The organism is Bradyrhizobium sp. DOA1 (assembly GCF_001593325.1).
Lineage (GTDB): Bacteria > Pseudomonadota > Alphaproteobacteria > Rhizobiales > Xanthobacteraceae > Bradyrhizobium.
Genome location: NZ_JXJM01000001.1, coordinates 288,835 through 315,253, shown reverse-complemented (window position 1 = coordinate 315,253; position 26,419 = coordinate 288,835). Strand labels below are relative to the sequence as shown.

Below are 26,419 nucleotides of genomic sequence, written 5' to 3'. Positions count from 1 at the left end.
CTCAGCCCACCGCCTCCAACTCGTCGATCATCCCCGCGATGACGCTGAGCCCGCCGTCCCAGAACTTGGGGTCCTTGGCGTCCAGCCCGAACGGACGCAGCAGCTCGGAATAATGCTTGGTTCCTCCTGCGGCGAGCATGTCGAGATAGCGCTCGGCAAAGCCCTCGGCCGCGTGCTCGTACACCGCATAGAGCGAGTTCACGAGACAATCGCCGAAGGCATAGGCGTAGACGTAGAACGGCGAGTGGATGAAGTGGGGGATGTACATCCAGTAGTTCTCGTAACCCGCCTTGATCTCGATCGCCGGCCCCAGGCTCTCACCCTGCACCGATAGCCAGATCTCGCCGAGCCGCGTCGCGGTGAGCTCGCCGTTCTTGCGCTCGGTGTGGACCGCGCGCTCGAACGAATAGAACGCGATCTGCCGCACCACTGTGTTGATCATGTCCTCGACCTTGCCGGCGAGCAGCGCCTTGCGCTGTTTTGGGCTCTTGGTCTGCGCCAATAGCCGCCGGAAGGTCAGCATCTCGCCGAACACGCTCGCGGTCTCCGCCAGCGTCAGCGGCGTCGGCGCCATCAGCGCGCCGTTCTTCGCGGCGAGCACCTGATGCACGCCATGGCCGAGTTCGTGCGCAAGCGTCATCACGTCGCGCGGCTTGCCCTGGTAGTTCATCAGCACGTAAGGATGCGCCGACGGCGTGGTCGGATGCGAGAACGCGCCGGGCGCCTTGCCCGGACGCACCGGCGCATCGATCCAGCGGTCGGCGAAGAAGCGCTCGGCAATGTCGGCCATCTCAGCCGAGAAGCCGCGATAGGCTGTCAGCACCATGTTGCGTGCATCGGGCCAGCCGATGACGTCGGTCGCGGCAAAGGGCAGCGGCGCGTTGCGGTCCCAATAGGCCAGCCGCTTCTTGCCGAACCACTTCGCTTTCAGCGCGTAGTAGCGGTGCGACAGCTTTGGATAGGCCGCGCGCACGGAAGCGACCAACGCATCCACCACCTCGCGCTCGACGCGGTTGTTGAGGTGCCGGGAGTCCGCGACATCCTGAAAACCGCGCCAGCGGTCGGAGATGTCCTTGTCCTTCGCGAGCGTGTTGGTGATCAGCGCAAAAGTGCGCTCATTGGCCTTGAAGGTCTTGGCCAACGCCTCCGCTGCGGCCTTGCGCTTGGCCCCGTCGCGGTCCTGCAACAGATTGAGCGTCGGCTCGATCGCGAGCTCCCTGGTGCCGACTTTGAAGCGCAGGGCCGAGATGGTCTGATCGAACAGCCGGTTGAAGGCGGAATAGCCGGTCTGCGCCTTCTCGAGGAAGAGCTGCTCGAGCTTGTCGTCAAGCTGATACGGCTTCTCCTTGCGCAGATCCTCGATCCACGGGCGGTAATACGCCAGCTCCGGCGTCTGCAGCGCGCGGGTCAAAATATCGTCATCGATTCGATTGAGCTCGAGCGCGAAGAACAAAAGATGCGTGGACGCCGCCGTCAGGCGCTCGGACACGTCGCCGTAAAACTTTGAAATCTTGGGGTCCACGCTGTCGCCGGCATGGACGAGACCGGCATAGGAACCGAGACGGCCGGCGAGATCGTCGATCGCCTCATAGCGTCGCACTGCCTCGGCGAGCCATTTTCCGCCATCTTCATTTGCTGTCCCTGTCGCGAGCTTGCCCTTGTAGTCGGTCTCGAACGTGACGCAGTCGGCATCCATCTTTTCGAGATCGCGCGCCACTTCCGGCGCATCGATCCCGGAATAGAGATCGGCCAGGTTCCACTCCGGAAGCTTGCCGGTCTTGCTCGCTGGCTTTGCGGACGAAGACTTTGCAGACGAAGACTTTGCAGACGAAGACTTGGAGGGCTTTGCCTTGGCGACAGACTTCTTGGCGGCGGATTTCTTGGTGGCGAGCTTGCGGAGTGCGGTCTTGGAGCGCGGAGTCATTGTGTGGGAAACCTGTGTTCAACAAGCGCGACGGCGGGCGGGGGCATCAAGGTTTAAGAGTGTGTTAATCGGCTTCGGCCAGAGTGCCCCGATTCGAGACAGATAGTTGTAGCGTGCAGGGAACACCATGGCTGCCAGTATTTTGATCGCCGACGACGATGCTGTAGCCCGCCGTCTGGTCGAAAACATGGTGCAGAAATGCGGCTATGAGACGGTCGTCGTCGACTCCGGCGACGCCGCGATCGCCGCCCTCACCGCGCCCGACGCCCCCGCGATCGACGGCGTCATCCTCGATCTTGTCATGCCCGGCCTCGACGGCATGGGCGTGCTGGCGAAAATTCGAGAGGCCGGCCTCAGCATCCCCGTGATCGTGCAGACCGCGCATGGCGGCATCGACAACGTGATCTCGGCGATGCGCGCCGGCGCGGCCGATTTCGTCGTCAAGCCGGTTGGCCTGGAGCGACTTCAGGTCTCACTGCGCAACGCGCTCAACGCCTCCGCGCTGAAGGGCGAATTGCAGCGCATCCGTCACAGCCGCGAGGGCCGGCTCACCTTCTCCGACATCATCACCCGCTCCGAGGCGATGGCGGGTGTGATGCGCGCCGCGCAGAAGGCGGCGAACTCTTCGATTCCCGTGCTGATCGAGGGCGAGTCCGGCGTCGGCAAGGAGATGTTTGCGCGGGCCATTCATGGCAGCGGCGAGCGCAAGGCAAAACCCTTCGTCGCGGTCAATTGCGGTGCGATCCCCGACAATCTCGTCGAGTCCATCCTGTTCGGGCACGAGAAGGGCGCCTTCACCGGCGCCACCGAGCGGCACATGGGCAAGTTCGTCGAGGCCCATGGCGGCACGCTGTTTCTGGACGAGGTCAGCGAGCTGCCGCTGACCGCGCAGGTCAAGCTTCTGCGCGCGCTCCAGGAAGGCGCGGTCGAGGCGGTCGGCGGCCGCAAGCCCGTCAAGGTCGACGTGCGTATCGTCTCCGCGACCAACCGCAAGCTCCTGGAGCGGGTCAAGCAGGGGCACTTTCGCGAAGACCTGTTCTATCGCCTGCACGTGCTGCCGCTGACGATCCCGTCGCTGCGCGCCCGGCGCGAGGACATCCCGCATCTGCTGCGGCATTTCCTGGCGCGCTTCGCCGCCGAGGAGAACCGCCCAATCACCGGCATCAGCGGCGAGGCGGTGGCGCATCTCGCCCAGCTCGACTGGCCCGGCAACATCCGCCAGCTCGAAAACGCCGTCTACCGCGCGGTGGTGATGAGCGACGGCGACCAGCTTGGTCTTGGCGATTTCCCGCTGCTGGCCGCGCAGCCGCATGCTGAAACCGAGATTCCGACGGCGCCATTGATGATCGACCCGATTGCGGCACCTTCGGTGGTCTCGGGTAACGAAATACCGATCGCCCCCCTCGCCGCCGCGGGCAGTCTCTCGATGCTGACGGCGAACGGCGATGTTCGTCCGCTGGAGGAGATGGAGAACGAGATCATCCGTTTCGCGATCTCGCATTATCGCGGGCAGATGTCCGAAGTCGCCCGGCGCCTCAGAATCGGCCGCTCCACGCTCTACCGCAAACTCGACGAAGCCGGGGTTCCCGGCCATGGCGGGAAAAGCGGCGGGGAGACGCACTGAGCCTGATGCGAACAGCGCTTCGCGCCGTGCTGCGAGGAGGCCGCAAGCCCTTCGCATTACGGTGAAATTTGACCTCGTCGTGAACCGTGACCTGGAAGTGACAGACGTAGGGAAAAGCGCGTGGCAGAAGCGCACAATCCGTTGCCAAGAGGCTCCCTTGAAGTCAGTTTGTCGTGAGTTGTCCCGGGTAGCGCTGGCTGCAAAATCGGGGCCTGTATATCGTCTGCGTATGAATCGTTGCGTGCAGGCGTGCGACTTTCGAGAGGCCGGCGCAGTTTAGCCGAAGATCTACAGACGATAACGAAGCTGTTCCACGAGGGACAGTTCACCCGAGGGGTGTGACACAATGCGTGACTGTTTGAACCACCGTGCAGGCTTTGACCGTGTCTTGATGACGGTCGCGGCAACCTTCCTCACGGTGTCTGCCAGCTCAGCCCTGGCGCAGGATCAGGGGCGCAGCAGCGCCGCCGAGCTCGCGATCGAAGCCGCGATCCCGCGTCCCGAGCCGGCCAACGTCCCGCCCCCGACCGCATCGGATATCAAACTGGACACCACTGCGACGCTTCAGGACGCAAGCAAGGAACCCGCGAAGGTCGAAGCCGCGCCGGCACCGGCCAAGATCGAGCCGAAGCCTTCCGACGTTGCGACCACGCCCGCCACCGAGGCGCCGAAGAGCGAGACGGCAAAAACCCACCCTGCGAAATCTGAGCCCGCCAAGGCCGAGCCCGCCAAGGCCGATACCGCGACCGCCCCCGCGGCGCCTGCTGCTCCCGCCGCCGAGCCGGTGAAGACCGCTAGCAACGTTCCCGCTGCCGACCAGCCGGTCGCCGACAAGCTCAAGGACATCATCGGCGCCAAGACCTCGCGCCATTTCGACCGCAAGAACGAGCGGGCCGCGATCGAGAAGTTCTACGGCGCGCGCGACTTCGCGCCGGTCTGGACCCAAGGCGGCAGCCTGACGCCGGCGGCCAAGGGCGTGATTGCGCGGCTGAAGGATGCGGCCTCCGACGGCCTCAATCCGGCCGATTATCCGGTGCCCGATTTCGCCGCCGCCACCACGCCCAATGCGCTCGCCGATGCCGAGCTCAAGCTCACCGCCAGCATGTTCGACTATGCGCGCCAGGCCCAGAGCGGCCGCATGCACTGGTCGCAGGCCAGCGGCGACATCCTCTATCCCGAGCATCCTGTCGATCCGAACGAGGTGCTCGCCAAGGTCACGACCGCAACGGATGCGTCCGCTGCGCTCGACAGCTACAACCCGCCCCACAAGCTCTACAAGGAGCTGAAGGCCAAGCTCGCCGAGCTCCGCGGTCAGGGCAGCGGCCCGGCCATCGAGATTTCCGACGGTCCGGCGCTGAAATACACCCCGGCCGGCAAGAAGCAGGCCGAGATCATCGTGGAAGATCCGCGCGTGCCGCAGCTGCGCGCCAAGCTCGGCATCACCGAGAACGCGAACGACACCCGCTACGATGCGGCTGTCGCCGAAGCCGTGCGCAAATTCCAGAGCGGCGCCGAGATGAAGGCGACCGGCATCCTCGACGACAAGACCGTCAAGGCGCTCAATACGCCGAAGCGCGACAAGCAGATCGACGTGGTGCTGGTCAACATGGAGCGCTGGCGCTGGCTGCCGCGCGACCTCGGCGCACCGGCGATCGGCGATGCCTATGTCATCCTCAACATTCCGGATTTCACCTTGAAGGTGATGCAGCGTGGGCAGCAGGTCTGGACCACACGCGTCGTCACTGGCAAGCCGGGCAAGCATGCCACCCCGCTCCTCACCGAGACGATGAAGTACATCACGGTCAACCCGACCTGGAACGTGCCGCCCTCGATCGTCTACAACGAGTATTTGCCGGCGCTGCAGCAGGATCCGACCGTGCTCCAGCGCATGGGCCTGAGGCTCGAGCAAAACCGCGATGGCTCGGTGCACATCTCGCAGCCGCCTGGCGAAGCCAACGCGCTCGGCCGCATCCGCTTCAACTTCCCGAACAAGTTCCTGGTCTATCAGCACGACACGCCGGACAAGCACTTGTTCGCCAAGGAAGAGCGCGCGTTCAGCCATGGCTGCATGCGTGTGCAGAATCCGGATCAGTACGCCTCGGTGCTGCTCAACATCGTCATGCCCAACGAGAAGTACACGCCGGAACGCATCCGCAGCATGTACGGCAAGAGCGAGATTGACCTGAAATTCCCGACGCCGATCCCGGTCAACATCACCTATCAGACCGCGTTTGTGGATGACGCCGGCAAGCTGCAATTCCGCAAGGACATCTATGGTCGCGACGCGGTCATGATCAACATCCTGAAGAACAGCCGCGGCAAGGACATCGAGAACGTGGTCGCGCATTCGCAGCCGAGCTATTCCCGCCCGGCGACGACACTGCCGTCAGGTGTGGCGGTGGCCAACAATGGCGGCGGTTTCGGCTCGTCCGGCCCGAATTTCTTCGAGCGGCTGTTCGGGGCGGGGCCGCCGACCCCGCCGCCGGCGCCCGTCGGCCGCCGGCCGCCGCAGCAGCGGGTGTTCACCCGCTAAGCCTCAGCGCCTGAATCACTCAAATTTTGCAAAGAAATCAGCGACCTCATCCCTTGGATGGGGTCGCTTAACTTTAACCATTCTCCACCTCGACCGGAGCAGCGGGCGTTTTTTTGCCACAGTCAACCGGTTAGGATTGTATTCTGACTTGGTTTGGGGGCGGGAAGGTCAACCTCAAATTAACCTTCTCGCTTTAAGAAAGCGTTCATCCTCTTTCGCGCTGCTACGGGGTTGGCGGGAGAGTCCATTTGAACGCTCGTCGACTGGGTGGGCTCATACGTGCTGACTGGTCTCGCACGCCAATTCGTTGTGCTGTCGTTGTCCCATGCGGGAGTGAAGGCCGGATCCCGGATCGGCCTTGCTGCCGCACTGTTGCTTGCCGCCGCAGGCTCGGTTCATGACGCCGCCGCGCTGAACGAGACCAAGACGCTCTCCTTCCACCACACCCATTCCGGCGAAGACCTCACCGTCACCTTCAAGCGCGACGGGCGCTATGACGAAGCCGCGCTGAAGCAGCTCAACCACTTCCTGCGCGACTGGCGCACCCAGGAATCGACGGTCATGGACCGTCGCCTGTTCGATATCCTGTGGGAAGTCTATCGCGACGTCGACGGCAAGCAGCCGATCCAGATCATCTCCTCCTACCGCTCCCCCGCCACCAACGCCATGCTCCGCCGCCGGTCCTCCGGTGTGGCACGCGCCAGCCAGCACATGCTGGGCCATGCGATGGACTTCTACATCCCCGGCGTGCCGCTGGAGCAGATCCGCTTCGCCGGCCTGCGCCTGCAGCGCGGCGGCGTCGGCTTCTACCCGACCTCCGGCTCGCCCTTCGTTCATCTGGACACCGGCAGCGTCCGGCACTGGCCGCGCATGACGCATGACCAGCTCGCCCGCGTCTTCCCGGATGGAAAGACCGTGCACCTGCCGACCGACGGCGTGCCGCTGAAGAACTATGAGCTCGCCAAGGCCGAGATCGAGCGACGCGGCAGCGGCGATGATTCCGGCAGCAAGACGAATTTCTTCGCCGCCCTGTTCAAGGGCAAGTCGGCGGCTCCGGCCGCCAGCGACGAGGACGACGAGGGCGCGCCCAGCCCGGCCGCAAAGCCGGCAGCACCGACCGTCGTCGCAGCCGCTGCCAAGCCCGCCGAACCGGTGCCGACGCCCCGCGCCAAGCCGCAGATCGCCGCCACGATCCAGCTCGCCTCGGCCGATGCGCAGATCGTTGCGCCGCCCAAGCCGAAGCCCGCGCCCGTGGCTGACAAGCCGGCGACCACGCGGTCTGCCGACGCCAAGCCCGAGACCCCCGCTGATATCATCAATGCCCGCGGCTTCTGGGATGACGTCCCGGCCGCTCCGCAACAGGCAACGCCGGCTCAGGTGGCCGCGCTGAAAGCGCGCCAGGCGCTCGCTGCCGCCACCGACGCGCACCCGACCGCCAGCGTCGCCAGCGCAACTCTTCAGGCCCTGGCTTACGCGCCGGCCGCTTCCCCGGTCGACCGCGCCAACGTCGTCGCCGCCTCCGCACCGATCCCGCGCTCCACGCGGCCCCGCAACGTCGCCCAGGCGACCGAGATCAATACGGTGGTCGGCAAGAGCATCGACGGCATGGTCGCGACCGCGACCCGCCTCTCGGCCGCCAAGGGCGAGAGCATCTGGCTGAAAATCGTGATGCTGTCGCCGAGCGCCAGCCGCGCGATGTCGGTGACGCTGATGGGCGAGCTCGATACCGCGGCGCTGCGTGGTTATTTCGTCAAGCCGCAATCCGTGATCGCGATGGGCTTTGTCGACGATCCGATGCAGGGCCTGTCCTGCGAGACGTTCTCCGGCAGCGCCACCGCCAAGCTCCCGACGACGTCGTTCGTCATGCGGACGGCGGCGCTGCGCTGATAGCAGCGACAATTTCCAAACACTCGATCTCGTAGCCCGGATGAGCGAAGCGACATCCGGGGAAGCTGCGTGTGCTTGGGAATCCCCGGATATCGCTTTGCGCATCCTGGCTACGAGTGCCCTAACGCGCTCTCTTGCTCCGCCGGTCGAGGTGATACGTCAGCGCCAGCGACAAACAAACCGTGAGCTCCCGCGTGCGCAGCTTGCCCGCCACCGGCAACAGCAGCGCCCTCGTCTGCCGATACTCGAACTGTTCGGGAAAGCGTTCGCGGAAGGTGCCGACCAGGGTCGTCTTGCAGTTGAACAGAATAGCGGCGTGTTCGGATCCCTTCAGGCGGCCAAGCCGGATCGTGCTGCCGCTGCCTGTCTCCTCAGTCAGATAGGCAGGCTCGCCCCATTTGAGCGTTTCGCTGAGCCGTCCGACCTCGTCATGCGCCGAAGCCGTCGCAAAGATCAGATCGCGCACCTGCAGGAGCCGCTTGCGCATCGGCACGGGAAAGGCGTCGAAGGCCCGGCGCACCTCGGGCAGCAACAGCGGCTCAGTCACGGTCTCACTCTCGATGATCGCCAACCGGTTTCCGCTGCGCGCCGGATCAAGCCGGCAGGCCTGCCTGGAGAAGGCCCGCCTCATAGCGCTGACGATCGACGTTTTGCTTATAATGCTGGGTCGAAAGATGATTGGCCACCGAAAATGCCGGTTCACGCTTGAGAACTTCGGCCGCATGCGCGCCCGCCGCCACCGTGTTGCCCATTTGCGCGAAGATGCCCGCAAGGAACGCGTGATGGGTGTGATCGGGCCGTGAGATCCGCGAGAAAGCTTCGGCGGCTTCGGCGTATTTCTCGGCACAGTAATAGGCCCGCCCGAGATGGCTCCAGAACCGTTCCGGATGATAAGGGTTGAGCCTCATCGCCTTCTTGATCCAATCGATGCCCTCTTCCGGCCGCCCCAGCCAAGTCAGCAGTTCGCCCTGCTGCACCACCACGAGATCATAGTTCGGGTTGAGCGCGAGCGCGCGCTCCTGATGATAGGCGGCCTTGTCATGGTCGTCGCGGTTCAGATTGAGCGCCGCGAGGATGCGATGAACGTCGCTGTCATTGTCGTCGAGAACCAGCGCGATCTCCAGCTCGGCGGCCACCTGTTGGAAGGTGGCGTCGCGATCGGCGCACCAGCTATAGACCCAGCTCTGGCCCAGGACGCACGCCTTCCACGCATGTGCGTGAGCATAGTTCGCGTCGAGCTCGATCGCCCGCTCGAGCAGAAGCCGCGCACGTGCGTTGTCCTCGCGATTGGAGCGGTGGTGCAAGATCTTCGCGGCCAGAACGCATTCATAGGCTGCCATGTTGTCCGTTGGCTTGCGGTTCGCCCGATCGTGCGTGGCCGCCTCGACGCGGCCGGGCAACGTGGCGGCGATGGCGCGCGTCATCTCGTCCTGGATCGCGAAGATGTCCTTGAGCTCGCCGTCATACCGCTCGGCCCAGATATGCCGATCCGTTTCCGCATCGATGAGCTGCACGGTGACGCGGACACGATCCCCGGCCTTTCGCACGCTTCCCTCGATGACGTAGTCGACACCGAATTCGCGGCCGACGTCCTGCACCTTTACGGCCTTGCCCTTGTAGACGAAGGTCGAGTTGCGGGAGATGACGAGCAAATCGTGGAAGCGCGACAGCTCGGTGATGATGTCTTCCGTGAGTCCGTCAGCGAAGAATTCCTGTTCCGGATCGCCGCTCATGTTGGCGAACGGCAGGACGGCTATGGACGGCTTCCTCGAGCTACCGGATGGCGCTGCGGAGAGCCTTGCTCCATCTTGCTGACTTGCAGGCCGCTCCGGCAGCCGAATCCGAAAAACACGGATCGGGCGCGCAATGTTCTTGACGTTCTGTTCGCCAAGATCGTCGAATTCAACTCCGTCGAGGCGGTCGCCGACCTGATCGCGCACCGCGCCCGAAACGCAGATCCCTCCAGGCTCGGCGAGCGCCTCCAGCCGCGCCGCGACGTTGACGCCATCACCGAAGATGTCGTTTTGATCGACGATGACATCGCCCAGATTGATGCCGATGCGGAATTGTATCCACCGTGGCGGCGGGACATCGGCATTGCGCCGCGCCATGCGGCGCTGAACCTCCGCGGCGCACAATACGGCGTCGACCACGCTGTGGAATTCCACGAGCAGGCCATCACCCGTCGTCTTGATGATGGTGCCGCGATTCTTGGTGATGGCGGGATCAATGAGTTCGACCCGATGGGTCTTGAGGCGCGCAAGCGTACCCGCCTCGTCGACCTCCATGAGCCGGCTAAAGCCGACCATGTCGGCGGCGAGGACCGCGGCGAGCCTGCGCTCTGGTCCGGGCACATCCATCGCTCGGTCCTTTCGCCGCGCACTGTAGCAGACGAAGGGATTTCGCCAAGCTTGGTGCGCTGCAATGCTGACCGGGCGGTGCGCCTCAGATCATGCCCAGCGCCTGCATGTAGGTCTCGAGAATGGTCTCGGCCTCGGCGCGCTCGTTGGGGTCCTGCTTGCGCAGACGCACGATGGTGCGCAGCGCCTTGACGTCGTAGCCGTTGCCCTTGCTTTCGGCATAGACGTCGCGAATGTCGTCGGAGATCGCCTTCTTCTCTTCCTCCAGCCGCTCGATGCGCTCGATGATGGACTTGAGCTGGTCCTTGGCAAATTTCGTCGCGGGCTCGTCGTCGCGGACGGCGGCGGAGGTGGCCATCTTGGTACTCCCAATGGAACTGGCAAAACGAGGTGACGCCGGCATCCCCACCGCGCGTGCTGGGTAGACCCTTAGGGTTGGCGCCACCTGCGTTCAAGCAAGCATCACGCTCGTCCACAGCGCGCCCACACCTTCCTGCGGCCGGCTGAAGAAAGCTGTTGTGTGGTGCGACTCAGGCGATGCGCGCCGGGGCTATTCAATGCCCGTGGGGATGGACCTTCTTCATCGCCTCGAGCTGCTCGGGCGTGGCCGCGCCCTGGTATTTCGCCTTCCAGGTCTCGTAGGGCATGCCGTAGACGGCCTCGCGGCTCTCGTCCTTGCTCAAGCTCACGCCTTGGGCGTCGGCGGCGTCCTTGAGCCAGTTGGACAGGCAGTTGCGGCAGAAGCCGGCTAGATTCATCAGGTCGATGTTCTGGACGTCCGTTCGCGTCTTCAGATGATCGACCAGGCGGCGGAAAGCGGCCGCCTCGAGCTCCGTTCTGGTTTTGTTGTCGATTGCCATGGCTGGATTCCTTGAGGCTGCCCGGATGGCGCTCACCCTTACGGGATCAGGTGGGGCCTGTCACAGATTTTGCCATATCCCGGCGCAAACGGACCCCGAACCGGGCCTTCCGGGCGGCACCCTGCCCCTACGCCAAATCGCCAATGATCTGATATAGCTTCCGCGACAATGATCGCCGAATCTCCCCGCTCCCCCCTTCGCCTGCTCGCCCGGTTGGTCCCGGTGCTGGCGGTCGCGCTGCTGTGCTCCTGGAGCAGCCCGGCATCGGCCGATTTCCGCCTCTGCAACAATACGTCGAGCCGGGTCGGGATCGCGCTGGGCTACAAGGACGCCGAGGGCTGGACCACCGAGGGCTGGTGGAACATCTCGTCCCGGTCCTGCGAGACGCTGCTGCGGGGAACGTTGGTCGCCCGTTACTATTACATCTACGCCATCGACTATGATCGCGGCGGCGAATGGTCGGGCCAGGCTTTCATGTGCTCGCGCGACAAGGAGTTCACCATCCGCGGCACCGAGGATTGCCTGGCGCGCGGCTACGACCGCACCGGCTATTTCGAGGTCGATACCGGCGAGCAGCGGGCCTGGACCGTCCAGCTCACGGATGCCAACGAACAGCCGGCGCAGCAGCGCGTGCCCGGCCTGCCCGGCCCGGTTGGACCGGGCGGGGTTCCGGGTTTGCCCAACAGCCCGCCCGGTGGTACGTCCCCCGCGCCTGGCCTCCCGCCAGCCGCTGCCCCCCCGTCTGGAAGTAAGCCATGAGGCGCCTTCGCCGTATCAAGATTCTCGCGACGCTCGGCCCCGCCTCCTCGGACCTCGCGATGATCCGCCGCCTGTTCGAGGCCGGCGCCGACCTGTTCCGCATCAACATGAGCCACACCCCGCATGACAAGATGCGGGAGCTGGTGGCGACGATCCGCAACGTCGAGAGCAGCTATGGCCGGCCGATCGGCATCCTGGTCGATCTCCAGGGCCCGAAGCTGAGGCTCGGCTCCTTCGCCGACGGCGCGGTCCAGCTCCAGAACGGACAGACCTTCACGCTCGATTCCGACAAGGCGCCGGGGGATGCCACGCGCGTCCACCTGCCGCATCCGGAGATCCTGGCCGCGCTCCGGCCGGGCCATGCCCTGCTGCTCGACGACGGCAAGGTGCGCCTGATCGCCGAGGAGACCTCCAAGGAGCACGCGGTGACGCGTGTCGTGGTCGGCGGCAAGATGAGCGACCGCAAGGGCGTCAGCCTGCCCGACACCGACCTGCCGGTCTCCGCGATGACGCCGAAGGACCGCGCCGACCTCGAGGCGGCCCTCGTCACCGGCGTCGACTGGATCGCGCTGTCCTTCGTGCAGCGCGCCGACGACGTGCTCGAAGCCAAGAAGATGATCCGTGGCCGCGCCGCGGTCATGGCCAAGATCGAGAAGCCGCAGGCGATCGACCGCCTGGCCGACATCATCGAGGCCTCCGATGCGCTGATGGTGGCGCGCGGCGACCTCGGCGTCGAGCTGCCGCTGGAGCGCGTGCCGAGCCTGCAGAAGCAGATGACGCGGATGGCGCGCCGGGCCGGCAAGCCGGTGGTGGTCGCGACCCAGATGCTGGAATCGATGATCCAGTCGCCGGTGCCGACCCGCGCCGAAGTCTCCGACGTCGCCACCGCGGTCTATGAGGGCGCCGACGCCATCATGCTGTCGGCGGAATCGGCGGCCGGCAAATTCCCGGTCGAGGCGGTCTCGACCATGAACCGCATCGGCGAGGAGGTCGAGCGCGACCCGACCTACCGCTCGGTGATCATGGCGCAGCGCCCAGCACCGGAATCCACCGCAGGCGACGCCATCGCGGACGCCGCCCGGCAGATCGCCGAGACGCTCGACCTGCCCGCTCTGATCTGCTGGACCAGCTCGGGCTCGACCGCCGTGCGCGTGGCACGCGAGCGGCCGAAGCCACCGATCGTGGCGATCACGCCGAACATCACCGCCGGCCGCAGGCTCGCCGTGGTCTGGGGCGTGCACTGCGTGGTGGCCGAGGATGCCCGCGACCAGGACGACATGGTCGGCCGCGCCGGCCAGATCGCGTTCCGGGATGGCTTCGTCCGCGCCGGCCAGCGCGTCATCATCGTCGCCGGCGTGCCGCTCGGCATTCCCGGCACCACCAACATGGTGCGCATCGCCTCGGTCGGCCCCGAGGGCGACGCCAACATCTGATTTTTCGGCCGCTCGCACCAAACTGCGAAAACAACCCCATGCACAGTAGAAGGCGCGCCCGGCGCCGGTGCTGTGGTTCTTTCGAAAACTCCTGCGCGAGCAACGGCCTGAGCGCAATCAGGCCGCCATTCCGCTTCGCGCCGCGAATTTACGCGCCGACCAGCGCCTTGGCGGTCGGCAGAAGCGTCTGTTGAACCACCAGACCCCGGGCGCGGGCGTCCATGACGCCGACGGCGCGCAGCGCCAGCAGCGTAACGGTCTGCACCGCATCGCGCATCTTGACGGGATCATCGAGATTGTCGGGCGCGAGCGGTCCGACCAGCGCCTCATGCAGGGCGCCGAGCAGCGCGGTGGCGGCGAGCGCGGTATCCTGCGCCGGCAGATGACCGGCACGCACGGCGGCGTCGATGCGCGAGGCGATCTCGCCCGCGATCTCGCGCCGGCTGGCAAGGCGGGAGGCGCTGACATCGACATCGACCGGCTCGGCCAGGATGCCCCAGGCCAGCCTGCGCTGCGACAGCGTATGGACCGCCACCGTGGTGACGGCGGCCGCCAGTGCCGAGGACGGCCCCGGCGCGGCGTCGGCGGCCCGCCGGATCGCCGCGAGCTCGTCGCGCGAGACCTCGGCAATGAGCTCGGAGATCAGCTCGGCCTTGGAGGGGAAGTAGCGGTAGACCGTGCCGGCCGCGACATTGGCGCGGACCGCGACGGGTGCGATCTGCACCGCCGCCATCCCACCTTCCGCCGCAGCCTCCCGCGCCGCCGCCAATATCGCACTGCGGCGGGCCGCAAGGCGCTTCACCACTTGATGCGTCCGCCGATAAACCATGGCGCGCTTCCTGTCCCACCCACGCCAGCCGCACGCCCTGCGGCCGAACGCTTCGTCACGTCGAAAGATGCAAATCGCCCCGCAAGGACTGAACAACTATTCACGGGGGATGACAAGATGGAAATGCGTGAAGCGTCATTACGAGCGGGCTGGAGCGCCGAAGCGCTGGGGGCGGCATGTTGCCGAGGCCAATCTTCAAAATGGTCGCAATGCCACGAGCAAAACGAAATCAACGTCAACTCTATCGTCCGTCCATCTTCAGCGAACCGCCAGCAAGTCTGAACGAGCATTTTCTTCGAGCGTACTGCCAATTCACATTGAAGCTGGATCGTTGCCCTCTGCTTGCGAGAGCACATCTTCAGGATGCGTTACGGAAATTTGCTCTTATGGGTTTATTTACGTAGATCCCAGCCGGACGTTGACGCGCGCCGGTGCGCAGTGTGCTGATGGGGCCGACCTTTACCGCTGAGTTAGGCCAAAAAGTTCGAACAGCCTTCGGGCGCTGCCAAGCCACGGCGGAAGCCTCATCGAGAAAGGAGCGCGCGACATGGGTCGGTTTGGGGGCCTCGCTCTCATTGCCTTTCTAACACTGACGCCAGATTACGCGGCAGCCGCCGAACTATCCTCGGTGCGTTGTGAAGGTGGCGTTCCCGGCCGCCCTTACTTCGCGACGTTCGACGTCGATGCAAAAACGATCGTCTTTGAAACGCCGCCTATAAACATCGACACAAATTTCGGCATCAATGCGCATTCGGGAGAGATCATTTCCGCAACCGATGGAAAGATCGAATTCATGCTGCGCGTCTATCCGGGCAAGATCGACCTCATCTTTGATCGCATTAAGAAGACGATGACTTGGCCAGGATTTGATGACCCCACTTTCCGGCCAACATTAACCCATCAGTGCACCATCACGCCTCCGCGAAGCATTTTAAGCTTCCGGGTTCGCGATCCCATTCAGCACCCAATCTCCGTCCGCTGTGAAGACGCCGGATACATGTACTTCACGATGGATGTCGCTTCAAAACAAGCACTCTTCGAGCGTGGCCAGGAAGCTAGAGGGTTTCGCGGTGAGGTTACTGATGCGAGCCAGGATGAGGTCATGTTATTGATGAATTTCGACGTTCCCCGCCGCATCGTATGGAGCCGAATGAGCAAGACCATCACGATTGAAGGCATCACGGGCGATGCAGCGCGACCTCGCACCGTCATACAGTGTGAGGAAGTACCGCCTCGAACAATGATAGAAGTTTATAGAGGCCCACAGCGGTAAGAGCCGCCTCTCGCCCTTGGAGAGAGACCGCCAGCCAAGGCACTCAGCCAATAGAAAAGAGCCCCGTCAGGGACGGGGCTCTCGAAAATTCTCTGGGTCGTCCGATCTTACTTCAGGCTGGACGAGATCGAGCCGAACTTGGTGTTCAGCGAGGTGCCGAGATTGTTGACGACGGTGATGATCGCGAGCGCGATGCCGGCGGCGATCAGGCCGTATTCGATGGCGGTGGCGCCGGATTCGTCCTTCACGAAACGCGAAACGAGGTTCTTCATAGACTGCTCCAAGGAGTAAACGGGGCTGCAAAAATGGTCTGGTCTTCTCGGCTTCCCAGCGCCGCCCGACCATGAAACGAACCTAGAGGCAAAGAATTTCGTCGCAGTTAATTCGGCTGCGTAAACAGGGAGCGGTTTGCACGTATTCGCCGACGGTAAACCGAAATTGAAAACAATCGGTTAAATTGTCGAAACCTGAGGACCGCCCAAAGCTGCCGGTTTACCCGAAGTTATGACCGCGCATGCTCCAATGCCGCCCGCTCGGACCGACGCACGACAGGGCTCATCGCGCGTCTGGTTAGCGTTCGAGCATGATCTTCCCCAAGAGCGCAACGCGCTCTTTTCGGATCATGCCCGGCCGACAAGAACAACAGGACGACGAGGCGGCATGTCCCTTTCCTTTGCCAACAGCATTGCGGTGCAAAGCCGCGCCCGCACCCTGGTGCCGCTATGCGTCGGTGCCGGCGCCTATCTCTTCTTCCTCTTCGTCGGCGACACCCTGCTTCAGGACTCCGACTCGTTCTGGCAGATCAAGATCGGGCAATGGATCCTCGATCACGGCGCCATGCCCACCAACGATCTCTATTCCTTCACGCGGACGGGCGCGCCATGGATCTCGACGTCGTGGCTGTCGCAGGTGATGTTCGCGTTCTCCTACGCGCAATGGGGCTGGGCCGGGCCCGTGATCCTCACCGCCGTCGGGATGGCGCTGTCGGTCGCGATCCTCGTCCATCTGCTCGACGCGCAGATCGAGGCGCCGCGCGCGGTGCTGTTCGCGATGCTGGCGCTGCTGCTCGCGCTGCATCACGTGCTGGCGCGTCCGCACATCCTGGCGCTGCCCGTGATGGTGGCGTGGGTCGGTCTCCTGATGGCGGCCGCCGACCGCAGGAGCGCGCCGTCCTGGACCTGGCTGCCGCTGATGGCGCTGTGGGCGAATCTGCACGGTGGCTTCGTGCTGGGCCTCGCGCTGATCGGCCCGATCTCGCTCGAGGCGGTCGAGCATGCCGAGAAAGGCAAACGGCTTCAGCTGTTCCTGCGCTGGGTGCTGTTCGGCATCGGCGCGCTGGTCGCGAGCTGCTGCACGCCTTACGGCTGGAAGACGCTGATGGGCGCGACCGGCATCCTCGGCCTCGGTGAGCTGCTGTCGGTGATCTTCGAATGGATGCCGGCGAACTTCGCCACCTTCACTGCGTTCGAAGGCGCGCTGCTCGGCCTGATCGCGCTCGGTTACTATCGCGGCCTCGTGCTCTCGGCGCCCCGGATCTTCCTGATCCTGTTCCTGACCTGGAGCGCGCTGACCCATGTCCGCAGCATCGATGCCTTCGCCTTCCTGGTGCCGCTGGTGCTGGCCAAACCGCTCGGCGAGATGTTCGGCCGCCCGCCGGCCGACGCCACCGGCTCCGACCGCCGGCCGGCCCGCTATCTCACCGCGCTCGGCGCGGTGATGATCGTGGTCGCGAGCTGGACCTCGACCTCGCTCTACATGAACCACCACCGCTTCACCTTCACGATGACGCAGACGCCGGTCGCGGCGGTCGACCTGCTCGAGAAGCTCAAGGTACAACGCATCTTCAACGCCTATCAATTCGGCGGCTATCTGATCTCGCGCGACATCCCCGTCTTCGTCGACGGCCGCGCCGAGCTCTATGGCGAGAAATTCGTCATGGACTTCTTCAAGGCGACCGAGGGCAAGAAGCCCGAGCTGCTGCCGCGCCTGCTCGACGAATACAAGATCGACGCGACGCTCCTGGTCGCCGATGCGCCGGGTCCGCAGATCCTCGACCAGCTCAAGGGCTGGAAGCGGATCTATGCGGACGACATCGCGGTGATCCATGTGCGGGACTACGCGCAGGGAGCGGCGAGGACGTCGTCGAAGTGAGGCGCGGCTTCAGGCGCATCCCCTCGGACGGCACGCCCTCCGCTCGGACGCGTGGTTTACTCGAGCACCTCATCTGCGCCGGCAACGAATCCGGAGGAGAACGCGTGACCTAGCAGTTTGGCTGCCTTCAAGTTGATCACGAGCTCCACCTTGGTCACGAGCTGGACCGGAAGATCAGAAGGCTTCTCGCCCGACAGGATCCGGCCGGCATAGATCCCCGCGCGCCGGTGCGACTGCATGAAATCTCCGCCATAGCTCATCAAGCCTCCCGCAATGGGGAAGTCCCGGGTCTGCGTGATCGCGGGCACGCGATACTTCATCGCGAGAGCAGCCAACCGCGAGCTGCGAAAGGCAAAATAGGGGTCGGAGGTGAACACAAGTCCACCTGCCCCGTCCCTCGTCGCGGCAGCGAACACAGATTCGAATTCATCTTCCTTGCTTGCACCCGAAACTTCCAATCGAACACCCAGCGTGGCTGCAGCTGCGTGAAGCTTCTGCAATTGTGACTGTGCGGTCGGGCTTGTCGGGTTGACGACGACCATCAGTTTCGTCGCCGTGGGCACCAGGTCGCGCATGAATTCAAGCCGCTTTGGCGAAACGTCGACACTCAGGCTCGAAACCCCCGTAATGTTTCCGCCCGGCCGCGACAAGCTATCGACCACGTGTAGCTGGACGGGGTCGCCTCCCATCTCGAAAACGATCGGCTTGGTCGTGCTCGCAGCTTTCGCGGCCAGCGCCACGGGTGCGCCGCCGGGAGCCACGAGCACATCCACATTGCGGGCGACCAGCTCGGCCGCCAAGGCCGGCAACCGGGAATATTGTCCGTCCGCCCATTGAAATTCGATCTTTACATTGCGGCCCTCGACGAAGCCGGCTTCTCCCAGTCCCTGGTGGAAAGCCTGAAGTCGGCTGGCAAATAGCTCGGGCGACTCCGGACAGAGATAGCCAATGACCGGCATGGAGGGCTTCTGCGCATGCGATCTCGTCGTTGACATCGCCACGCCTGCCATCAAGAGCAGGACATCACGCCGCTTGACGCGACGTCGCAGCATTGCCGCTCGAGAGTTGGTGCACCTCATGGCTACGAACCCGCTGCCGTCAGCCGATTGGCAGAGCATAGCCCCGAACACCCGAGCAGTCCCCAACTGGATGACGTTGACGACCCGGTGGTCAGTCTCTGTCAGAGAGAGTGGAAGGATATCCCGAAGACCGGAATAGCTTCGTCGAATCCCTTGATTTTGTGCCCGCCAAGCTCCTCAACGGGCCGCTTGCCCTTGACGTCGGCGGCGACCTTGGCGTCGATCAGGATTTCCTTGTCTGCGGCAGATGCGCACAGTCGGGCCGCGAGATTCACGACGCTGCCAATGGCGGTGTAATCGAGCCGATCCTTGTAGCCGATCCGGCCGACCGTCGCGGGCCCGCTGGCAAGACCAATTCCGAAACCAACGTGGTAGCCACGGGATCGCCAGCCGGCGATGAGGGCTTGCACGTTCTTCTGCATGTCGACCGCAAGATCGATGGCTCTCAGAGCAGGCTCTTCGATCGCGACGGGAGCGTTCACCAGAACCATCAGCCCATCTCCGGAGAAGTTGACCAGCGTTGCCTCGAATTTTGCGATGACCCCGCCAAGGCTCTCATAGTATTCCGACAGGACGCTCATGACCTCTTCAGGCGTCGCTCCTGCTGAAAACGCGGTGAAACCGCGGAGATCGCAGAAGACGACGACGACTTCCGTACGGCGGCCGTCCAGCACACTGTCGTCGCCGGCTCTATCGACGAGATCGGCGACCTGAGGGGCAAGGAACCGCCTGAGCCTGGCTATGCGCTCCTGGTGCTGCTGAGCCAGCTCCAACTCGGAAGCCATTCTGTTGAAGCTGTCTGCAAGGCGCTGAAACTCGTCCCCGGTGTGGATTGAGATGCGGTGGTCAAAGGACCCGGCACCAATCTTCTCCGTGCCCTTCTCGAGCAATTTGATTGGCTCCGTCATGCGGTCCGCCAATGCATAGGCCAGAATCCCCGCGAGTAGGCTGCTTATTGCGAGAAGCATTGCGGTCCGCCACAGTGCGGCATAGATCGGCGCGTAAGCTTCGGATAGCGGCTGCTCGACCACGACTGTCCAATCGAGGCCCTTTACTGGTGCCGCGCTGGCAGCGACATAGTGCCCTTGTGCATCCCGGCTCGTTGCGAACCCCCGTCCCGGTCCTATCGCGTCCCGAACGGCCCGGAAACGTTCGGAGGTTGCTTCTTCCGCCCCACGCAGAACGAGGCTGATGTCGGGATGGGCGATAAGGCGGCCCGATCGGTCCAGGATGAAGGCGTAACCGGTCTTTCCAAACTTGATCGCCGAGATCACATCCCAAATCAGCTTGAGGTTGACTTCGGCCACGACGGCGCCGACAGCCGGCCGGTTGCCGACAATCGCAACGGTGAGGTACGGTTCGGAGCCTCTGTTGTAGCTGACGTCGCTGAACCAGATCTGGGTTGCGCGCGCACCGATCAAAGCGGGGTCGGCTGACCGGTCCGCGCGGCTCTCAATTCGATTGAGGCCAATCCGCGAGATGTAAAGACGCTCCCGACCATTGCCGTCGATGAGCGTGAGACTAGCGATGGCAGGCGCCTGTCGAAGCAGGCGCAACGCGTCGGTTCGCCGGCGTTCGTCGGGCTCCTCGGTCCACGGAAGCTGCACCAGCCAGCCCAGTTGAGTTGTGATCCCGTGGATGAAATCGTGTATTTCCGCGGCCGCTGATGCCGACTGGAGACCAAGCCACTGGTCAAGCCTCGCGCGCTGATCGCGATAGCCTAACCACCCTTCGATAACGCCGGCAAAAGCCAGCGGGGTTGCGACAGCCACGAAAAGCGCGAGCAAGTATTTACGAAAGAGGCTGCGAAACCGATCTTGAGGAATCATGATCCAGTCTCCTGGACAATCACAATAGGTACTATGGCTTAGAATAACATGCCGCTCCGCCCTCCAGCGCAGTTCATTCAATATCCGGACGCGCCACGGTGCAACGTTTGTCACCGCGTCGGCTGCTCGCGATCTCCATAGTGGCGATGACGCCGCAGACCCAGCGCGCGTCCGCTTGAACCCGGATGTTGCGCGGTGACATGGACCGCCTCTGTCCGGCAAAGGATCACGCGGCTTCACATCTCGGTGGTGGACCATGTTGCGAGGTAAGGCACCCGCCGCGCCATGCTGTAGTATCCGATGGTCGAACAGGAAGGCGTCTCATGCGGCTCTGCAATCTGGTCATCGCACTTCTGGTCATGGTCTCGATCGGCACGACGCATGCGGCGCCGCGATGGCTGAGCCTGCCGCCGACACCAGTCTTGCCCAAGGCGACCCAGAGCGGCCTCGCGCCGATCAACGGGGTCAATATCTGGTACGCAAGGTTCGGCCGCGGGCAGCCGGTGCTGTTGCTGCATGGCGGCCTCGCCAATGCCAGTTATTGGGGCCATCAGGTCCGCGCGCTGCAGCGGCACTATCAGGTCATCGTCATGGAGAGCCGCGGCCATGGGCGCAGCAGCCGCAACCATGAGCCCTACAGCTACGATCTGATGGCCTCGGACGTGATCGGGCTGCTCGATCATCTCAAGATCAGCAAGGCTGCGATCGTGGGCTGGAGCGACGGCGCGATTATCGGCCTCGACATCGCGATGAAGCATCCCGAGCGAGTGAGCAAGCTGTTCGCCTTCGCGGCCAATTCGGATCCGTCAGGCGTTGCGGACATCGCGACGAGCGACGTCTTCAATGCCTACATCGCCAGGGCCGGCGAGGAATACAAACGGCTCTCGCCGACCCCGACCGAATACAAGAATTTCGTCGCCGACATCACTAAGATGTGGGAGAGCCAGCCGAAATGGTCGGCGTCCGACCTCGCAGCGATCAAGGTCCCGACCTGGATCGTGGATGGCGATCACGACGAGGCGATCAAGCGCGAGAATACCGAGTTCATGGCAGCGAACATTCCGGGCGCTGGCCTGCTGATTCAGCCCGAGGTCAGTCACTTCTCGTTCCTGCAGGATCCGGAACAGTTCAATGATGATGTGCTGCGTTTCCTCAGGCGCAAGATGCCAGAGGCTGCCGCAAAGTGACGGCATCGTCGCTCGAGGCAAAGCCTTGTCCGCCGCATATCCAAGAGCGAACGGAAAGCCCACCGTGTCTGTGCAATGACGAAAAATGGTGGGCACGACGCTACGCGCCTTTGCTCACCCTACGAAGCTGGTGCCTCGCTATTGGCTCCAAGACACCAGTTCGTCGTGCCGGCATTGCACTCCGCTAGGTCAACCTCTCGGCTGACGTCCATGCGAACTGACCGATCCGCGATGGCTGGCGGACTTTGGGAGGGATTTGACCGAGCTGCTGCTTCCAACCCGATGCACACGATCAGGCGTTTTACTGTAGAGTTCAGTTCAAGAAGACTTTGTCAGGGGAGCAGGAAATGCGTAAGCAGCGGATATCGCTACCATGCTTGACCATATTGGCCGTTCTCTGCAGCCTGGAAGCTAGGGCGCAGCAACAGGTTAGATCTGAAACGCCTCAGGAGATGCTCTCTGCCCAGATTCGCTCGCAAGGCTTCATCTGCGAGAAGACCCTCGGAGCAAAACTGGACAAGAAACGCTCCCGGCCAGATCGTGATGCCTGGGTTCTTAGATGCAGCAATGCGACGTATAGGATCACGCGCGCGCCGGATATGGCGGCCAAAGTCGAAGTGCTCCGTGACTGAACCTTGAGGACGCCAAATCGCCTGGCACGACTGAACACGCGAATGTTGGTCCTCGCGAACAAGGTGATCGCGTAGGTCCAATCGTGGTCGGTGAACGAACATGGTAGTTCGCAATAAGCGAGTCACTGAACATGCCCCCTCGCAAATGCGCCATGGCCCAATAAAAAACGCGGCGTTGCCGCCGCGTTTTTCAATTCGATCGGGTCGCCTTGAGCTTACGCCTGGGGCTGCGGCTCGAGGCCGGGATCCGCATCGGGCCGCGGGCGCGGCGACTTGCCGGCAGGGGGCACGGCGGAGGCGCGCGGGGTGGTCGGCTCGAGCACGGACTCGCGGTTCGGCTTCTTGCCCTTGAGCAAGTCCACGATCTCGTCGCCGGTCAGCGTTTCGAACTCGAGCAGGCCCTTGGCCAGCGCCTCGAGGTCGGCGTGCTTCTCGGTGAGGATGCGGGTCGCCTCCTTGTAGCCTTCCTCGACCAGACGCTTGATCTCGGAGTCGATCTTCTGGACGGTGGCTTCGGACGCGTTCTGCGTGCGCGATACCGACATGCCCAGGAAGACTTCGTCCTGGTTCTCGCCATAGGAGACAGTGCCGAGCTCTTCCGACAGGCCCCAGCGCGTCACCATCATGCGGGCAAGGCGCGTGGCCTGCTCGATGTCGGAGGCGGCACCCGAGGTCACCTTCTCGCGGCCGAAGATCAGCTCTTCGGCGACGCGGCCGCCCATCATGATGGCGAGGCGCGAGGTCATCTGCTCCAGCGACATCGACAGCTTGTCGCGCTCCGGCAGCTGCATGACCATGCCGAGCGCACGGCCGCGCGGGATGATGGTCGCCTTGTGGATCGGATCGGTCGCGGGCACGTTGAGGCCGACGATGGCGTGGCCGCCCTCGTGATAGGCCGTGAGCAGCTTCTCTTCCTCGGTCATGACAAGCGACTTGCGCTCGGCGCCCATCATCACCTTGTCCTTGGCTTCCTCGAACTCGGCCTGGGTCACCATCCGCTTGTTGCGGCGGGCGGCGGTCAGGGCAGCCTCGTTGACGAGATTCATCAGGTCGGCGCCGGAGAAGCCCGGGGTGCCGCGCGCGATGGTCTTGAGGTTGATATCCGGCGCCAGCGGCACCTTGCGGACATGAACCTTGAGGATCTGCTCGCGGCCGACGACGTCGGGGTTGGGCACCACGACCTGGCGGTCGAAGCGGCCCGGACGCAGCAGCGCGGGATCGAGCACGTCGGGGCGGTTGGTGGCGGCGATCAGGATCACGCCCTCGTTGGCCTCGAAGCCGTCCATCTCGACCAGCAGCTGATTCAGCGTCTGCTCGCGCTCGTCATTGCCGCCGCCGAGACCGGCGCCACGGTGACGACCGACCGCATCGATTTCGTCGATGAAGATGATGCAGGGCGCGTTCTTCTTGGCCTGCTCGAACATGTCACGGACGCGGCTGGCGCCGACGCCGACGAACATCTCGACGAAGTCGGAGCCGGAAATGGTGAAGAACGGCACGTTGGCTTCGCCCGCGACCGCACGCGCGATCAGGGTCTTACCGGTGCCGGGAGGGCCGACCAGCAGCACGCCGCGCGGAATGCGGCCGCCGAGGCGCTGGAATTTGCCGGGGTCGCGGAGGAATTCGACGATCTCCTGCAGGTCCTGCTTGGCTTCGTCCACGCCGGCGACGTCCTCGAAGGTGACGCGGCCGTGGGCCTCGGTCAGCATCTTCGCCCGCGACTTGCCAAAACCCATCGCCTTGCCGGCGCCGCCCTGCATCTGCCGCGACAGGAAGATCCAGACGCCGATCAGCGCAATGAAGGGCAGCCAGGAGACCAGCAGCGAGACGAACCACGGCACGTTGTCGCCGGGCGGCTTCGCGGTGATCTGGACCTTGCTGTCATAGAGGCGCTTCACCAGCGTCGGGTCGTTCGGCGCATAGGTCTGGAAGCTGGAGCCGTTGGTGAAGGTGCCGTGGATATCCGGCCCCTGGATCACGACGTCGCGCACGTTGCCGCGGTCAACTTCGCTCAGGAGCTGGGAGAAGGCGATGTCCTGCGAGGAGGCGCGCTGACCCGGATTCTGGAAGAGCGTGAACAACGCCAATAGCAGCAAGACAATGATGACCCAGAGGGCGAAATTGCGCAGATTGGCGTTCATCGATCTTCCTTCGTGGTCGCGCGGATCGCGGCCTGATCCTTGGGCAAGTTGATTAGCTCAGTGCGAGGAAATCCCAAGGAATCCTCATCGTTAGACGGATACAATTTAGGTGCCGCCCCGGTCGCTGCCAAGGGAACGAGATGGGACTATTTAGCCCATCTTACCGCGATTCCCGCTGAAATAATGGCGCCGAAACCGGGGTTTTTCCTGCCTGGTTAAGGTGGCCTGACGGCGCGAAGGCGAATTGGCCGGTGTCATGATCCGACCTCATGCCGCGCATCATGGACCTTTGCGCCGGCGGGCCGGCGCTGGCGCGATCTGGATACGCCCGCCGGCCAGGCTGATCAAGGCTCCCGCGAGGGTTTGCTTCAGGACCGGCCGGCCATTTGCGGCCGCTCCGGGACCGGCCATCGCCCGGTCGAGCGCAGACATCAGGTTTTCGACCTTGCCGAGTTCCGCGGGCCCCTCGTGCCCGAGCGCGTCGATGGCCCGAAGCAGCAGGCGCAAGCGAACCTCCTCCGGCAGAACAGCAAAAGCCGAGGCCTCGAAGCTTCGAATGCCCACCTGCGGCGCAACGTCGCGATCCCGCAAGCGCAAGAAGCGCTCGGCGCCATCGGCCAGCACCTCGACCGCTGCATTGGCGCGACCCAGCCTTGCCGCGAGCCGCACCAGCGTGCGGGCATCGCCGCCCTCGGCCGCGAGCAGCGGCAGCAGCGCGCGCAAGCGCGGCCGGGTGAAGGCGGTGTCGCGGTTGGTGGGGTCGTCCGCAAAGCCGACCTTCGCCCGCTTCAGGGTCGCAATCAGTTGCGCCTTGGGAACATCGAGCAGCGGCCGCACCAGCACGATGCCGTCACGCTGGCTGACGTCGGCCATCGCCGACAGCCCGGCGAGCCCGCTGCCCCTGAGCATGCGCATCAACAAGGTCTCAGCCTGGTCGTCCCGGGTGTGGGCGGTCAGCACGTGGCTGGCGCCCACGGCCAGCGCGGCCTGGGCGAGCAGGCGGTAGCGGGCCTCGCGGGCTGCGGCAGGAAGCCCCGTTTTCGGCTTTACACCACGCCAGCGCAGGGTCCGGTGCGGCAGTCCAAGTTCGGTTGCCAGGCGCTTGACCTCGCGCGCCTCGCGGGCCGCTTCCGGGCGCAGGCCGTGATCGACGGTGACGACCGTGAGCTCAGGGCCGCGCGCAAGAGCGCGCCGCCAGCGTGCCGCGAGCCACATCAGCGCGACCGAGTCGGGCCCGCCGGAGACCGCGAGCACGAGCGCCGGCGCAGCCTTCAGGTCGGCGAAGAGCCGCCTCGCCTCACGCGCGGAGATTGGTGAATTGTCGTCGTCTGACATGACGCGGCCCGGCATCATCGGCGGATGGTCCGCAATGTTTAGCGCAGCACCATCCGCATTGTCAGGACCCGGACGCCTGGTGTCAGCACTTCACCCGCTTCTGCTCGCGGTCGACCGCGGCTTTGACGCCGGCGGAGGCGCGCGGATATTTGCGGCCGACCTCACCGAAGGCGGCGCAGGCGGCCTCCTTCTCCTTCAGGGCGGCAAGCGACTGGCCGAGCCGCAACAGCGCGTCCGGCGCCTTGGCCGATTTCTCGTATTTGGTGGTGACGGCGAGGAAGGCTTCCGCGGAGTCGCGATATTGCTGGCGCTGGAAGTAGCTCTCGCCGAGCCAGTATTGCGCATCGCCGAGCAGGGGATCGCTCGGGTATTTCTGCGCGAAATTCTTCATGGTCTGCTCGGCCAGCGCATAGTCCTTGCGCTGCATGTAGCCGATGCCGAGATCGAACTCGTCGCGCGGCGTCGCCGAGGGCGGCAGCGTCGTCAGGCCGGCGCCGCCGGACGGTGCGGGATAGCCGGATTGGGCCGGCGGATAGCCGGGCCGCGCGGCCGGAGGAGCAGCCTGCTGCTGATAGCGGGGGCT

20 protein-coding genes are annotated in these 26,419 nt (G+C 64.2%); 8 read left to right on the top strand and 12 right to left on the bottom strand.

Annotated features, from left to right (window positions below):
• Position 1: 1 nt before the first annotated feature.
• Complete coding sequence (locus SE91_RS01440) at positions 2-1,924, bottom strand: M3 family oligoendopeptidase (protein WP_061846312.1); 1,923 nt, start codon at positions 1,922-1,924, stop codon at positions 2-4.
• A 127-nt stretch (positions 1,925-2,051) separates the two neighbouring features.
• Between SE91_RS01440 and SE91_RS01435 the strand changes: the two genes are divergently transcribed.
• The 3 genes from SE91_RS01435 to mepK all read left to right on the top strand — a co-directional run bounded on the left by SE91_RS01435 (position 2,052) and on the right by mepK (position 7,968).
• Entirely contained in the window at positions 2,052-3,548 is a 1,497-nt protein-coding gene (locus tag SE91_RS01435; protein ID WP_061846311.1) for a sigma-54-dependent transcriptional regulator, read from the top strand.
• 346 nt (positions 3,549-3,894) lie between these two features.
• Positions 3,895-6,081 (top strand): L,D-transpeptidase family protein, encoded by a 2,187-nt coding sequence (locus SE91_RS01430; protein ID WP_061846310.1) that lies wholly within the window; start codon positions 3,895-3,897, stop codon positions 6,079-6,081.
• Between the two features lie 279 nt (positions 6,082-6,360).
• A complete protein-coding gene (gene mepK / locus SE91_RS01425; protein WP_245318248.1) occupies positions 6,361-7,968 on the top strand; it encodes a peptidoglycan L,D-endopeptidase MepK in 1,608 nt (535 codons plus the stop codon).
• Between the two features lie 121 nt (positions 7,969-8,089).
• On the opposite strand, the gene SE91_RS01420 is transcribed toward mepK, so the two are convergent.
• The 4 genes from SE91_RS01420 to SE91_RS01405 form a co-directional block, all read right to left on the bottom strand.
• Positions 8,090-8,515: a hypothetical protein gene (locus SE91_RS01420; RefSeq protein ID WP_061850859.1), complete on the bottom strand. Its 426-nt coding sequence runs from the start codon at positions 8,513-8,515 to the stop codon at positions 8,090-8,092.
• Between the two features lie 46 nt (positions 8,516-8,561).
• Entirely contained in the window at positions 8,562-10,328 is a 1,767-nt protein-coding gene (locus SE91_RS01415; protein WP_061846308.1) for an adenylate/guanylate cyclase domain-containing protein, read from the bottom strand.
• A gap of 85 nt (positions 10,329-10,413) precedes the next feature.
• Complete coding sequence (locus SE91_RS01410) at positions 10,414-10,686, bottom strand: DUF2312 domain-containing protein (protein WP_008546273.1); 273 nt, start codon at positions 10,684-10,686, stop codon at positions 10,414-10,416.
• Positions 10,687-10,882: 196 nt separating this feature from the next.
• Positions 10,883-11,188: a DUF1244 domain-containing protein gene (locus SE91_RS01405; protein WP_061846307.1), complete on the bottom strand. Its 306-nt coding sequence runs from the start codon at positions 11,186-11,188 to the stop codon at positions 10,883-10,885.
• Between the two features lie 168 nt (positions 11,189-11,356).
• Here SE91_RS01405 and SE91_RS01400 point away from each other — a divergent pair, with 168 nt between their 5' ends.
• A complete protein-coding gene (locus tag SE91_RS01400; RefSeq protein ID WP_061846306.1) occupies positions 11,357-11,947 on the top strand; it encodes a DUF1036 domain-containing protein in 591 nt (196 codons plus the stop codon).
• Entirely contained in the window at positions 11,944-13,380 is a 1,437-nt protein-coding gene (pyk, locus tag SE91_RS01395; RefSeq protein WP_061846305.1) for a pyruvate kinase, read from the top strand. Before SE91_RS01400 ends, pyk begins: the two co-directional genes overlap by 4 nt.
• A gap of 148 nt (positions 13,381-13,528) precedes the next feature.
• Here pyk and SE91_RS01390 read toward each other — a convergent pair whose 3' ends face one another.
• A complete protein-coding gene (locus SE91_RS01390; RefSeq protein ID WP_060737111.1) occupies positions 13,529-14,209 on the bottom strand; it encodes a TetR/AcrR family transcriptional regulator in 681 nt (226 codons plus the stop codon).
• Between the two features lie 547 nt (positions 14,210-14,756).
• Between SE91_RS01390 and SE91_RS01385 the strand changes: the two genes are divergently transcribed.
• On the top strand, positions 14,757-15,482 hold the full coding sequence (locus SE91_RS01385; RefSeq protein ID WP_061846304.1) for a hypothetical protein: 726 nt from the start codon (positions 14,757-14,759) through the stop codon (positions 15,480-15,482).
• 107 nt (positions 15,483-15,589) lie between these two features.
• Here the strand turns inward: SE91_RS01385 and SE91_RS01380 are convergent, their stop codons facing one another.
• On the bottom strand, positions 15,590-15,754 hold the full coding sequence (locus SE91_RS01380; protein ID WP_014439808.1) for a Flp family type IVb pilin: 165 nt from the start codon (positions 15,752-15,754) through the stop codon (positions 15,590-15,592).
• A gap of 388 nt (positions 15,755-16,142) precedes the next feature.
• Here SE91_RS01380 and SE91_RS01375 point away from each other — a divergent pair, with 388 nt between their 5' ends.
• Positions 16,143-17,633, top strand: coding sequence for a hypothetical protein (locus SE91_RS01375; RefSeq protein ID WP_061846303.1), 1,491 nt, complete (start codon positions 16,143-16,145; stop codon positions 17,631-17,633).
• Positions 17,634-17,689: 56 nt separating this feature from the next.
• Here SE91_RS01375 and SE91_RS01370 read toward each other — a convergent pair whose 3' ends face one another.
• A complete protein-coding gene (locus SE91_RS01370) occupies positions 17,690-18,685 on the bottom strand; it encodes an ABC transporter substrate-binding protein (RefSeq protein WP_061850858.1) in 996 nt (331 codons plus the stop codon).
• 128 nt (positions 18,686-18,813) lie between these two features.
• Complete coding sequence (locus SE91_RS01365; RefSeq protein WP_061846302.1) at positions 18,814-20,541, bottom strand: cache domain-containing protein; 1,728 nt, start codon at positions 20,539-20,541, stop codon at positions 18,814-18,816.
• 323 nt (positions 20,542-20,864) lie between these two features.
• Here SE91_RS01365 and SE91_RS01360 point away from each other — a divergent pair, with 323 nt between their 5' ends.
• Positions 20,865-21,728, top strand: a complete 864-nt coding sequence (locus SE91_RS01360; RefSeq protein ID WP_061846301.1) for an alpha/beta fold hydrolase — start codon at positions 20,865-20,867, stop codon at positions 21,726-21,728.
• Positions 21,729-22,575: 847 nt separating this feature from the next.
• On the opposite strand, the gene ftsH is transcribed toward SE91_RS01360, so the two are convergent.
• The 3 genes from ftsH to ybgF form a co-directional block, all read right to left on the bottom strand.
• Positions 22,576-24,501: an ATP-dependent zinc metalloprotease FtsH gene (ftsH, locus tag SE91_RS01350; RefSeq protein ID WP_008546307.1), complete on the bottom strand. Its 1,926-nt coding sequence runs from the start codon at positions 24,499-24,501 to the stop codon at positions 22,576-22,578.
• Between the two features lie 279 nt (positions 24,502-24,780).
• The gene (gene tilS, locus SE91_RS01345; RefSeq protein WP_061850857.1) at positions 24,781-25,836 is read right to left on the bottom strand and encodes a tRNA lysidine(34) synthetase TilS; all 1,056 of its coding nucleotides are present in this window, start codon (positions 25,834-25,836) and stop codon (positions 24,781-24,783) included.
• 82 nt (positions 25,837-25,918) lie between these two features.
• The coding region (ybgF, locus tag SE91_RS01340; RefSeq protein WP_063921276.1) for a tol-pal system protein YbgF at positions 25,919-26,419 on the bottom strand (501 nt) is incomplete at its 5' end.